General features: G+C 63.2%; 12 protein-coding genes and 2 pseudogenes. 8 read left to right on the top strand and 6 right to left on the bottom strand.

Going from position 1 to position 11,898, the window contains the following annotated elements; translation table 11 throughout:
* Positions 1–165 precede the first annotated feature (165 nt).
* Positions 166–627: a tetratricopeptide repeat protein gene (locus BN1133_RS18415; protein ID WP_050667902.1), complete on the top strand. Its 462-nt coding sequence runs from the start codon at positions 166–168 to the stop codon at positions 625–627.
* On the opposite strand, the gene BN1133_RS18410 is transcribed toward BN1133_RS18415, so the two are convergent.
* From BN1133_RS18410 to BN1133_RS20375, 4 genes are all read right to left on the bottom strand, one after another.
* Positions 624–1,133, bottom strand: coding sequence for an NUDIX hydrolase (locus tag BN1133_RS18410; protein ID WP_050667901.1), 510 nt, complete (start codon positions 1,131–1,133; stop codon positions 624–626). The two genes, BN1133_RS18415 and BN1133_RS18410, sit on opposite strands and share 4 nt — an antisense overlap.
* Positions 1,134–1,195: 62 nt before the next feature.
* Positions 1,196–1,720, bottom strand: a complete 525-nt coding sequence (locus tag BN1133_RS18405; protein WP_050667900.1) for a cytochrome b/b6 domain-containing protein — start codon at positions 1,718–1,720, stop codon at positions 1,196–1,198.
* Positions 1,701–2,066 (bottom strand): cytochrome b562, encoded by a 366-nt coding sequence (locus BN1133_RS18400; RefSeq protein ID WP_050667899.1) that lies wholly within the window; start codon positions 2,064–2,066, stop codon positions 1,701–1,703. The genes BN1133_RS18405 and BN1133_RS18400 overlap by 20 nt, the downstream gene beginning before the upstream one ends.
* A 171-nt stretch (positions 2,067–2,237) precedes the next feature.
* On the bottom strand, positions 2,238–2,411 hold the full coding sequence (locus tag BN1133_RS20375; RefSeq protein WP_168929925.1) for a hypothetical protein: 174 nt from the start codon (positions 2,409–2,411) through the stop codon (positions 2,238–2,240).
* A 455-nt stretch (positions 2,412–2,866) separates the two neighbouring features.
* Here BN1133_RS20375 and BN1133_RS18395 point away from each other — a divergent pair, with 455 nt between their 5' ends.
* Positions 2,867–3,583: a helix-turn-helix transcriptional regulator gene (locus tag BN1133_RS18395; protein WP_050667898.1), complete on the top strand. Its 717-nt coding sequence runs from the start codon at positions 2,867–2,869 to the stop codon at positions 3,581–3,583.
* Complete coding sequence (locus BN1133_RS18390; protein WP_050667897.1) at positions 3,564–4,853, top strand: L-cysteine desulfidase family protein; 1,290 nt, start codon at positions 3,564–3,566, stop codon at positions 4,851–4,853. The genes BN1133_RS18395 and BN1133_RS18390 overlap by 20 nt, the downstream gene beginning before the upstream one ends.
* Positions 4,854–4,921: 68 nt before the next feature.
* Here BN1133_RS18390 and BN1133_RS18385 read toward each other — a convergent pair whose 3' ends face one another.
* Positions 4,922–5,677, bottom strand: coding sequence for an outer membrane protein assembly factor BamD (locus BN1133_RS18385; protein WP_050667903.1), 756 nt, complete (start codon positions 5,675–5,677; stop codon positions 4,922–4,924).
* A gap of 117 nt (positions 5,678–5,794) precedes the next feature.
* On the opposite strand from BN1133_RS18385, the gene rluD reads away from it, so the two are divergent.
* The 4 genes from rluD to BN1133_RS18365 all read left to right on the top strand — a co-directional run bounded on the left by rluD (position 5,795) and on the right by BN1133_RS18365 (position 11,200).
* The gene (gene rluD, locus BN1133_RS18380; RefSeq protein ID WP_050667896.1) at positions 5,795–6,775 is read left to right on the top strand and encodes a 23S rRNA pseudouridine(1911/1915/1917) synthase RluD; all 981 of its coding nucleotides are present in this window, start codon (positions 5,795–5,797) and stop codon (positions 6,773–6,775) included.
* 103 nt (positions 6,776–6,878) lie between these two features.
* On the top strand, positions 6,879–7,619 hold the full coding sequence (pgeF, locus tag BN1133_RS18375; protein ID WP_050667895.1) for a peptidoglycan editing factor PgeF: 741 nt from the start codon (positions 6,879–6,881) through the stop codon (positions 7,617–7,619).
* Between the two features lie 125 nt (positions 7,620–7,744).
* On the top strand, positions 7,745–10,318 hold the full coding sequence (clpB, locus tag BN1133_RS18370; RefSeq protein WP_050667894.1) for an ATP-dependent chaperone ClpB: 2,574 nt from the start codon (positions 7,745–7,747) through the stop codon (positions 10,316–10,318).
* Between the two features lie 57 nt (positions 10,319–10,375).
* On the top strand, positions 10,376–11,200 hold the full coding sequence (locus tag BN1133_RS18365) for an MBL fold metallo-hydrolase (RefSeq protein WP_050667893.1): 825 nt from the start codon (positions 10,376–10,378) through the stop codon (positions 11,198–11,200).
* A 186-nt stretch (positions 11,201–11,386) separates the two neighbouring features.
* On the opposite strand, the pseudogene BN1133_RS20195 reads toward BN1133_RS18365, so the two are convergent.
* Positions 11,387–11,584: pseudogene (locus BN1133_RS20195) on the bottom strand (aspartate--ammonia ligase); the annotation flags it as partial.
* Here BN1133_RS20195 and BN1133_RS20190 point away from each other — a divergent pair.
* Positions 11,579–11,854: pseudogene (locus tag BN1133_RS20190) on the top strand (type VI secretion system ATPase TssH); the annotation flags it as partial. The pseudogenes BN1133_RS20195 and BN1133_RS20190 overlap by 6 nt on opposite strands.
* Positions 11,855–11,898: the final 44 nt, after the last annotated feature.

The raw sequence follows: 11,898 nt of genomic DNA, 5'->3' as shown, positions 1-11,898 counted from the left end.
GGCCCCCCCCTTCCCCCATGCGGCGCAGGCCCTGGCGCCCCTGCGCGCCGCCGCCGAGGCCAGAGGCGAGGATGACTACAGCCCGCTCTGGGCCGGCCAGGGCTTCTGTGCCTGCCGCCCGGGCCCCGCCGCCGCCATCGTTGCCATGCTGGCCGAGGGGTGGTCATGACCCTGCGAGCCGAGATGGAGCGACTCTGCCACGAGGGGGAGCTGGATCTGGCCCTGACCATTGGCAAACAGGCCCTGTGCGGCCAACCAGAGGATGCCCGGGTCTGCCAGACGTTGGCGGGCATCTGCGAGCAACTCGGCCGGGAGTCGGAGGCGGAATCCTACTATCGCCAGGCGATCGCCATCGGCCTGCCCCGTGAGGAGTGGCGGGCCGCCCAACTGGCTCTGGGGTGTGTGCTGCGGCAACTGGGTCGCTTTCCCGAGTCGCGCCGGGTGCTGGAAGCGGGGATGAAACGCTTTCCCGAGGCCCGGGAATTTGCCCTCTTCCTGGCCATCAGCGAGCTGGAGGCACAACTGCCCGGACCGGCCATAAGACGCCTGCTCACCCTGCTGGGGCAAACCAGCGCCGACCCGGCGCTGGCAAGCCACTGCCGCTCACTGGGCCAGCAGATCAACTAGTCGGACTCAATGCTGGAGAGTAGCAGCGCAATCCCCCTGCGGGTCGATTCGAAGGCGAAACGCTCGGGTACCAGCTCGGCTCTGGTGACCCAGCGCAGCTCGGCCACATCGTCGGCCGCCTGCACCGGAGGGGGTTCGGGCAGTGAAAGGGCAAACAGGGTGTCGCAGGTCTTGTAGACGATACCGTCATAGGGATAGGTATTGGGAAAGGAGCCCAGATAGCGGGGCAAGATTCCCCGGGGGCGCCAACCGGTCTCCTCGTCGAGCTCGCGGAGCAGCGCCTGCTCCAGCGACTCGTCCGGATCGACGAAGCCACCCGGCAGATCCCACAACCCCTTGCCCGGCTCGCGTCCGCGCACCGCCACCAGCACGCGATCCTGCCAGCAGAGCGCCACCATGACGGCGGCCGCCACATTCTGGAAGTAGTGAAATCCGCAGGGGCAGCGCAACTCCTTGTCATCGAGTCGCTGCAAAGAGGGGTGACCGCAAGAGGGGCAGAAGGGCATGGTGAGGGTCCAAGGGCTCGACAGACCCCCAGTGTGCCACAACCACCCCGCTCCGCGGGAGGCTAGCGAACCCCCTTGCCGGGCAGCATGCGCAGCACAAGATTACTGCGCTGGCGCCAGGAGGTGAGCAAGATCGCCACCAGATGCAGGGCGATCAATCCTTGCAGGGCCCAGGTACACCACTCATGCCACTCGTCGGCCCCCCAGACAAACCCCTGCTCGGTGTTTTGCAACCAACCGGTAAACGCCGTGGCCAGTATGGTGCCCCACAGGGCCCACACGGCCAGTTTGCCGGTGCCATGGTGGCCCGCCGCCGGGGGCTGCCGCTCGCGCATCGCCTGACGCTGCTGACGCAGCTCGCCCAGGCTCGGCCAGAGGCTCTTCAAACGGGCATGGGGGCCGGCGAAGGTGAAGCCCCACACCAGACGCACCCCTATGAGCACCATGGCCAGATAGCCGAGCCGCTCGTGGAGCGGGTCCCCCGGCTCGTTGAACCAGAGGTTGGCCGCACAGCAGAAGACGACCCCCCAGTGCGCGAAGCGTACCAGGGGATCCCAGCGAAAGTGGTTATCCTTTCTGCTTGGCATACTGGTGATACTCCTTCTTCAGATCATTGACCCGGGAGAGGTGCTGGCGTGCCTTGGCCTCGTCACCGGCCTGCAGTGCCGCCAGGCTGGCATCCAGCTCCGTTTGTACCTCATTGAGACCCTGCAGGAACTTCTCCTTCTTGGCGGCCGGCATCTGACGACCCTTGGCCTCCTCGACTTCACTCTTCATCGCCTGGATGTGCTTCTCCATGGTGGCCGCATCATCGGCCTTGAGTGCCTGCTTGTAGTTGAAGCCGATCTTCTTCATGGGTTGTTCGAGATCGCCTGCCAGGGCGGGCAGGGCGATGGCACCGATAACGAGGGGCAGCAGCAGGTTTTTCAGCATGATGTTTTCCTTTTATCCAACGAAACAAGAACTCACTTGAGCCCTAACGATGACTTCAGGGCACCATCATGCCACGGCACCAGGTGAACCGTTTGTGAAAATTGCGCTTTTTTGTGACAAAAGATGTCAGGGAAAGGGGGAGGTCGCCGTGAGCTGCGACCCGCCGGATGATCAGTGGAGATCGTCGATGGAGAACTCGCCCGGGCAACCATCGAGTTCGATGGCATATCCGCCGCAACTGGCCGTGCCAAACCGGATCAGTATGGCCTGGGCAAACGGCTCCTCGGGGGGGAGTTCAAGCGGCTTGCTACGCCGCAACGGCTTGTGGGTAATTAACTTTTTCATGGTACTACTCGCAATAATATATCGGTTTTGATGACTCCTCTTCTGGCTGGCACCCGGGTGGCGTGGTTCAGGATCCCTCATCCGCAATGGCGGAATAACGCAAGGGAGGAATGGCTCGGTATGACTCCTCTTTGGGAGCCGGACCTGTTCAGACTGCGGGGCTGTGAAAAACTGACAAACGTGGCGGCGGGTATGGCAGGGATAACACAAACTGGGCCGTCTTGACGGGCCGGGGCGCATTCTGCGCTAACCGTTGGTGCTAACGCAAGCAAAATGTCGTACTTTTTTTAATCGAAGCAGTACGAGAACCATCCAACAGAGCCAGTCAGCCCTCCTCTTGTGACTCATTACAAAAAGTTGAGTATTTTATCCCTCTTTCTTAAAAATGCGGATTGAACCCCTTCAAATCGCCGTTTAACATGGCTCTCGATTTTAATAACTAAACTTTTGTTGATATGCCAGTCACCCCTGATCCCCTCTCGGTAACCCCGTCACTCGACGAGGAAGCGCACCACCTGATCGCCAGCTTCGAACCTGTGGTCGACGCCCTGGCCGCCCTGTTTGGTCCGGGCTGTGAGGTGGTGTTGCACGCCTTCGACCACCTGCACGCCTCGGTGGTCAAGATCGCCAACGGCCATGTCACGGGTCGCAAGAAGGGGGCTCCGGTCACCGACTTCGCCCTTTCGCGCATCACGGCGCTCGAGGGCGAGACGTGGAGCAGCTACTTCACCCGGACCCGGGAAGGGGGGCTGATGAAGTCGGCCTCGGTCACCCTGCGCTCGCGCAGTGGGCAGGCGATCGGCATGCTGTGCGTCAACTTCAGTCTGGATGCTCCCCTGGCAGGGCTGTTGCACGCGTTGACACCGGTTCACCATGAGGCTCCCCAGCAGGAGACCTTCGCCCACTCGGTGGAGGATCTGGTGGATCAGGTAATGGCGCGGGTCGATCAGGATCCCAATCTGACACCGGGCTCTCGCAACCGGGCCATTGTCTGTCGCCTCTACGATCAGGGCATCTTCGACATCAAGGATGCCGCCCAACAGGTCGCCGACAGGCTCGGCCTGTCGCGGCATACGATTTACCTCCATATTCGCAACCACAAGGCTGCCCTGGCGAAGCATCAGGACGGCCACGACACAGAGAACACCCCCCATGACGCAACACTGGTCTGATTTTATTACCCTGCTCAAACGCGAAGTGGTGCCGGCACTCGGCTGCACCGAGCCCATGTCGGTGGCCCTGGCCGCTGCCAACTGCCGCCAGCTGCTGGGGGCCGAGCCCGAACAGATGAATGTCTGGGTGAGCGGTAACCTGTTCAAAAACGGCATGGGGGTCGGGGTGCCCGGCACCGGCATGATCGGTCTGCCGGTGGCAGCCGCAGTGGGGGCCGTCGGTGGCAACCCGCAGGGGGGGCTCGAGGTGCTCAAGCAGCTCACTCCGAAGCAGGTCGCACACGCCAAGAGCCTGCTGCCCACCATCTCGGTGGATGTCAAAGATGTGCCGGACGTCCTCTATGCCGAGGTCGAGGCACAGGCGGCAGGGCACACGGCCCGGGTGGTGATCTGTACCGATCACACCCGCATCATCTTGATGGAGAAGGATGGTGAGGTGCTGCTGCAGCAAGACAGCGCTCCCGGGGTACAGATCCAGCCGGCCAAGTCGGACAAGCCCGCCATGTCACTGCGCGAGATCGTCGACTTCTCCTTAAGCGTTCCCCTTGGCGAGATCGACTTCATCCTGGAGGCGGCACGACTCAACCAGGCGCTGGCCGACGAAGGGCTGCAAGGTTATGGGCTGCGCATCGGCAAGATCCTCACCGAACAGGTGGAACGCAAGCTGCTGTCAGATGACCTGATGACGCTCGCCATGCGCCTCTCCTCTGCCGCCTCGGACGCCCGGATGGATGGCGCCATGCTGCCGGCCATGTCCAACTCGGGCTCGGGCAACCAGGGGATCGCCGCCACCATGCCGGTGGTTGCCGCCGCCCGCTTCCTCCAGGCGAGCGACGAGCAGCTCACCCGCGCCCTGGTAATGAGCCATCTCATCGCCATCTACATCAAGACCTATCAGAACAAGCTCTCGGCCCTGTGTGCCGCCAGCACCGCCGCCATGGGCTCCGGTGCCGCCATCACCTGGTTGCTGGGTGGCCAGTACGAGCAGATCAGCCACTGCATCAACAACATGATCGGGGATGTCTCGGGGATCATCTGCGACGGCGCCGGCAGCGCCTGCTCCATGAAGGTCTCGACTTCCACCTCGGCGGCGGTCAAATCCTCCCTGCTCGCCATCAATAACCTGAGGGTGACCCAGAGCGAGGGGATCGTGGCCGACGACGTGGATCAGACCATTGCCAACCTGGGGCGCCTCTCCAAGGAGGGGATGCTGGATACCGACATCGAGATCATCAACATCATGCGTAACAAGCAGGCCAAGCCCTCCTAATCCAGGGCCGGACTGCAGGAATAAAAAAACCGGAGCATAAGCTCCGGTTTTTTTAGCGGGAAGGACGCTTAACCGCGGCCGAGACGGTTATCCGGGTAGTTCTTGGCCAATACCTCACGGGCATGGCGCGCCATCTCCGGCAGTTTGAGGTGATCGTAGGATTTGACCATGATCTCCAGCGCCTGCTCGGTCTGGGGGGTATCCGGGAACTCTTCCACCAGCTGCTTGGCGCGGTTGGCGGCGGCCACCAGGGCACCACGACGCACGTAATACTCGGCAACGCTCAGGTCATACTTGGCCAGGCGGTTCTTCAGGCCGATCATGCGGGCACGGGCATCGGCCGCATACTGGCTGTCGGGATAGTTCTGAATGAGCAGCTTGAAGTCACGGAAGGCCTGGCGGGCATAAGCCGGATCCTTGTCGTCCCGCTCGATCCCCATCAGATCCTGGAAGAAGTTGTAGTCGGCCGCCATATTGGTGAGACCACGCATGTAGTAGACGTAGTCGATGTTCTTGTGCGCCGGGTTCAGACGAATGAAGCGGTCGATATTGGCGATCGCCTGGGCGTTGTCATCCTGCTTGTAGTAGGCATAGATGAGGTCCAACTGCACCTGGGTGGAGTAGGCACCGAAGGGGTAGCGCGAATCGAGCGCCTCGAGCAACTCGACGGCGTTGGTGTAGTTACCGGCGTCCAGCTTGAGGCGGGCTTTCTGGTAGAGAACCTCGGGCGGCTCGTCGGGAACCTTGGGCTTGGTGCTGGAACAACCCGTGGCCATGACAGTGGCCAGAGCCAGTGATAACAGCAGGCGAGACTTCTTTCCCATCAACAACATCCGGTCCATTTCCACGAAATTGGCAAAGTATCCGTTATGCTTGGCTAAAAGAAAAGCTAGAATAGCCGGATTCTTTTTGAATTGATAACCCAGCTCTAGAGACGTTAGATGAGCCAGCATATTGAACTGACAGGTGAATTCCAGGATCACCAATTCGGGCAGCGCCTCGACCAGGCCCTGGCCGAACTCTTTCCGGACTACTCCCGGACCCGCATCAAAGAGTGGATTTTACAGGACAGAGTGACCCTGGACGGTCAGATTGCCAATACCCCGCGCGAGAAGATTCTGGCCGGGCAGAGCGTGCACATCCGTGCCGAGCTGGAAGAGGACACCCGCTTCGACGCCCAGAATATCGAGCTGAACATCGTCTTCGAGGATGAGCACATTCTGGTCATCGACAAGCCGGCCGGTCTGGTGGTTCACCCGGGTGCCGGTACCCCGGACGGTACCGTGCTCAACGCCCTGCTCCACCGCTACCCCACCATCGCCGAGGTGCCCCGCGCCGGCATCGTGCACCGTCTGGACAAGGACACCACGGGCCTGATGGTGATCGCCAAGACGGTACCTGCCCAGACCCATCTGGTGGAAGACCTGCAGGCACGCCAGATCACCCGGGAGTACGAGGCCATCGCCATCGGTCACATGACCGCCGGTGGTACCGTCGATGCCCCCATCGGCCGCCACCCGACCCAGCGTACCCACATGGCCGTGATCCCGAACGGACGCCCCTCGGTGACCCACTACCGGGTGCACGAGAAGTTCCGTGGCCACACCCGGTTGCGTCTGCGTCTGGAGACCGGCCGTACTCACCAAATCCGCGTGCATATGGCTCATATCAAGCACCCCCTGGTGGGCGATCCCGTCTACGGTGGCCGCCTGCGTCCCCTGCGCAACGCCACCCCCGAGCTGACCGAAGCCCTGCGCGGCTTCCGCCGTCAGGCCCTGCACGCCACCATGCTGCAACTGGCTCACCCCATCACAGGTGAGATGATGCAGTGGCACTCCTCCACTCCCCGGGACATGGTGGACCTGATGGAGGTGCTGCGCGCCGACACCGAGGCCAACCCGGACGATCTGGTCTGGATGTAAGCCGCCAACACTGCGCGACGGGGCCTCACGGGCCCCGTTTTCTATTGCTCCCGCCCCTGGCAACCGCTATGGTCGATGACCTCGACCGTACCGGAGCCTCTTCATGTCGCTTTCCTTTATTCAACCCGACTGGCCTGCCCCGGCCAGGGTTCGCGCCCTCTCCACCACCCGCACCGGTGGTCTGAGCGCAGGCCAGTTTGTCGGCCTCAACCTGGGGGATCACGTAGGGGACGACCCGGCCACAGTGCTGGCCAACCGCACCCGGCTTCAACAAGAGGCCAGCATCCCGGGCACGATTCCCTGGCTGACCCAGGTACACGGCACTGCGGTGCACCTGGCCGGCACCCCCTTCACCGCTGCGCCAGAGGCTGACGCAGCCTGCGCCCGTCAGGCCCGTCAACCCTGCGCCGTGATGACCGCCGACTGCCTGCCGGTGCTGTTTTGCGATCGCGCCGGCACAGTGGTGGCCGCCGCCCACGCCGGCTGGCGCGGTCTGCACGCCGGCGTACTGGAGGCAACCCTCAAGGTCATGGGCTGCGATCCGGCCGAGGTGCTGGCCTGGCTGGGCCCGGCCATCGGCCCGGACGCCTTCGAGGTGGGCCCCGAGGTACGCGATGCCTTCCTCGCCGATCAGGCCGAGGGGGTAACGGCCTTCACGCCCTCCCCCAACGCCGGCAAGTGGCTGGCCGATATATACGCCCTGGCCCGCCTGCGTCTGACTCGCGCCGGGGTCAATGCCGTCTATGGCGGCGAACACTGCACCGTGAGCGATCCCGGACGTTTCTACTCCTATCGCCGCGACGGCCAGACCGGTCGCCTGGCCTCCCTTATCTGGCTCGAGTAAGGAGATCTTGCCGCTGCTGAGTGAAAATACGGCAGTGGCCCCCTTGAAATCCCCCGTCTGACCCTCATCTTTGCTCTCAGAAAGTTGTTGTTGCCGCACGGCGGCGTCTCTTAGAGGGGAATGCGATGCGTCTTGATCGCCTCACCAGCAAGTTCCAGCTTGCCATCTCCGATGCCCAGTCACTCGCACTGGGTCGTGACCACCAGTTCATCGAACCCGTCCACCTGATGACAGCCCTGCTCAATCAGGATGGTGGCTCCATCCGTCCACTGCTCACCCTGACCGGGCTGGACGTCAATGCCCTGCGCTCTCGCCTGGGTGAAGAGCTCGATCGCCTGCCCCGCATCAGCGGTGTGGACGGCGACGTGCAACTCTCCCAGGCCCTTGGCCGCCTGCTCAACGTCTGCGACAAGCTGGCCCAGCAGCGCAAGGATCAGTTCATCTCTTCCGAGCTGTTCGTGCTGGCCGCCCTCGACGACAAGGGCAACCTTGGTGAGGTACTGCGTGGCCAGGGGCTCAGCAAGGAGAAGCTGGAAGAGGCCATCGACAAGGTACGCGGCGGCAAGAAGGTAGACGACGCCAACGCCGAGGAGAACCGCCAGGCCCTCGAGAAGTACACCATCGACCTGACCGAGCGGGCCGAGCTCGGCAAGCTGGATCCGGTGATCGGTCGCGATGACGAAATTCGCCGCACCATCCAGGTGCTGCAACGTCGCACGAAGAATAACCCTGTGCTCATCGGTGAGCCCGGCGTCGGCAAGACCGCCATCGTCGAGGGGCTGGCCCAGCGCATCGTCAACGGCGAAGTGCCGGAGGGGCTCAAGAACAAGCGGGTCCTGTCCCTCGACATGGGCGCCCTGGTGGCCGGAGCCAAGTACCGGGGCGAGTTCGAGGAGCGTCTCAAGGCGGTGCTCAGCGATCTCGCCAAGGAGGAGGGCAACGTCATCCTCTTCGTCGACGAGCTGCATACCATGGTCGGCGCCGGCAAGGGCGAGGGGGCCATGGATGCCGGGAACATGCTCAAGCCTGCTCTGGCACGCGGTGAGCTGCACTGCGTCGGCGCCACCACCCTGGACGAGTACCGCCAGTATGTGGAAAAAGACGCCGCCCTGGAGCGCCGCTTCCAGAAGGTGCTGGTCGAGGAGCCGACGGTGGAGGACACCATCGCCATCCTGCGCGGCCTGAAAGAACGCTATGAGCTGCACCACCACGTACAGATCACCGATCCCGCCATCGTGGCGGCGGCCCAGCTGTCGCACCGCTACATCGCCGATCGCCAGCTGCCGGACAAGGCCATCGACCTCATCGACGAGGCGGCCGCCAGCATCCGTCTGCAGATCGACTCCAAGCCCGAGGCCCTCGATCGCCTGGAGCGGCGCATCATCCAGCTGAAACTCGAGCAGCAGGCCCTGATGAAGGAGTCTGACGATGCCAGTCGCAAGCGACTGGAGCTCATCAACCAGGAGCTGGGCGAAAAGGATCGTGAATACAACGAGTTGGACGAGGTGTGGAAGGCCGAGAAAGCCGCCCTGGCCGGCACCCAGCACATCAAGGCGGCTCTCGAGCAGGCCCGCCAGGATCTCGATGTGGCACGCCGAGCCGGTGATCTGGCCCGCATGTCCGAGCTGCAGTACGGCCGCATCCCCGAGCTGGAGAAGCAGCTCGATCTCGCCACCCAGGCCGAGATGCAGGAGACCAGCCTGCTGCGCAACCGGGTCACCGATGTGGAGATCGCCGATGTGCTGGCCCGCTGGACCGGCATCCCGGTCGCTCGCATGCTCGAGAGCGAAAAAGAGAAGCTGCTGCGCATGGAGGATCAGCTCCATAGCCGGGTGATCGGCCAGAACGAGGCGGTCGACGCCGTCTCCAACGCCATCCGCCGCTCCCGCGCCGGCCTCTCCGATCCGAACCGCCCCATCGGCTCCTTCCTGTTCCTGGGACCGACCGGGGTGGGCAAGACCGAGCTGTGCAAGGCGCTGGCCGAGTTCCTGTTCGACACCCAGGACGCCATGGTGCGCATCGACATGTCGGAGTTTATGGAGAAGCACAGCGTGGCCCGCCTGGTGGGGGCGCCTCCCGGCTACGTGGGGTATGAGGAGGGGGGTTATCTGACCGAAGCGGTACGCCGCCGCCCCTACTCGGTGATCCTGCTCGATGAGGTGGAGAAGGCCCACCCGGATGTGTTCAACATACTGCTGCAGGTGCTGGATGATGGCCGCCTCACCGACGGCCAGGGTCGCACGGTCGATTTTCGCAACACGGTCGTCATCATGACCTCCAACCTGGGGTCGGATCTCATCCAGGAGCACCACAGCGAGAAGGACTACGACGAGATGAAGGCCCTGTTGATGGAGGTGCTCGGGCGCAGCTTCCGCCCCGAGTTCATCAACCGGATCGACGAGACCGTCGTATTCCACCCCCTCGGCGAGGATCACATCAAGTCCATCGCCCGCATCCAGCTCAAGGGGTTGGTGGCCCGTCTCGAGCAGCAGGGGTTCCAGGTGGAGGTCAGCGAGGAACTGCTCAGTCGCCTCGCCCACGCCGGCTTCGACCCTGTCTACGGGGCGCGCCCCCTCAAGCGCGCCATCCAGCAGAAGGTCGAGAACCCGCTCGCCCAGGCCATCCTCTCCGGCCGGGTAGTACCGGGCAAGCTGCTGCGCCTGGGGGCTGACGGCAATGGGCTCACCTTGACCCAATAACTGGATCGCTGATAAAGACGCAGGCCCCAAGCCTGCGTCTTTTTGAGGGGGAATTGAATGCTCACCTTTTCCGTACTGGTGGATGACGATGTCCATCTACCTGGCTGTCTGCCCGAAAAGGGGCTGTCGCTGCTGCTGGAGTGCGACGGCCTCAGGGTGCTGTTCGACAGTGGCCGTGGCCGGGCGCTGCGCCACAACGCCGCCGTGATGGGGATCGATCTCGCCTCGCTCACCCATGTGGTGCTCTCTCACGGTCACTACGACCATGTGGGCGGGGTAGGCTCACTGCCCGTCTATCCGACCCCCATTCCTCTCATCGCCTGTCCGGACGTGTTCTGCGAGCGGGGCTACTTCCTGCCGCTTCCCTTCTGGCGGCGAAACTTCTATCGCCTGTCGGGAGCGCTGGAGCGGGAGTCGCTGGCAGCCAGAGGCTTGCTCCCCCACTGCTCGGCCGAGCCGGTGTGGCTCTCGGAGCGTCTGGTGTTCCTCGGCAGCATAGCGCGGCGCGAGCGGGCCGCCCCCTCGCTGCTTGGCTACATAATGCGGGACGGACGGGTTGAAAAAGACCTTATCAGCGACGATTCCGCGCTGGCCTACAGGAGTGAACAGGGGCTGATAGTCTTTATCGGTTGTGGTCACGCCGGGACCGAGAACATCATCGAACGGGCCAGGGAGGTGTGTGGCGATGAGCGGATCCACGCCGTCATCGGCGGCCTGCATCTGAAGTTTTCCGGTCCTCAGCGGGCGGCGGCACTCGGCGCCTATCTGCAGGAAGAGGCGGTGGAGAAGCTGTTTGCCTGCCACTGCACCGGCAGCAGGAAGGCAGATCTGCCACGCCAGTGCCAGATCGGGGCCGGCTTTGAATACCGATTTTCGGCGTAAAAAAACGGCAATCCGAAGATTGCCGGGAGGAATGTAGTGAAGCGAGCCGACGTGGGTTGAGCGGGTCGCAGGGGCAAACCTCCAATGGCGAAACAAGGCCGCTGTCGGAGATGCGCTCGCTCAACTCCAACGGCCACTTGCCTGTTGCCATGCCGGCGGCGGTCGTACCTGCATGCCATTCATTCGCTACAACATGCCTTGCACGGCGGCTTTCATCTCGGCCGGCCAGACGCCGACCTGAACCTGACCTATGTACTCTTTTTGCAGCAACATGCTCAGACGGGATTGGCCGATGCCGCCGCCGATGGTTTGCGGCATCAGAGCGGCCAGCTGGTCCTTGTGCCAGTCGTACTGCAGGCGATCCTCGTCACCTGTGATGGCGAGGATCACATCAAGTCCATCGCCCGCATCCAGCTCAAGGGGTTGGTGGCCCGTCTCGAGCAGCAGGGGTTCCAGGTGGAGGTCAGCGAGGAGCTGCTCAGTCGCCTCGCCCATGCCGGCTTCGACCCTGTCTACGGGGCGCGCCCCCTCAAGCGCGCCATCCAGCAGAAGGTCGAGAACCCGCTCGCCCAGGCCATCCTCTCCGGCCGGGTAGTACCGGGCAAGCTGCTGCGCCTGGGGGCTGACGGCAATGGGCTCACCTTGAGCCAATAAATAAAAAGACGCCGGCAATATGCCGTAATGCCGATCAGTTAAGG

Source organism: Aeromonas schubertii (genome assembly GCF_000820105.1).
Classification (GTDB): Bacteria; Pseudomonadota; Gammaproteobacteria; order Enterobacterales; family Aeromonadaceae; genus Aeromonas; species Aeromonas schubertii.
Note: the sequence above shows the minus strand (reverse complement) of the source record. Positions and strands in the feature narration are given on the sequence as shown.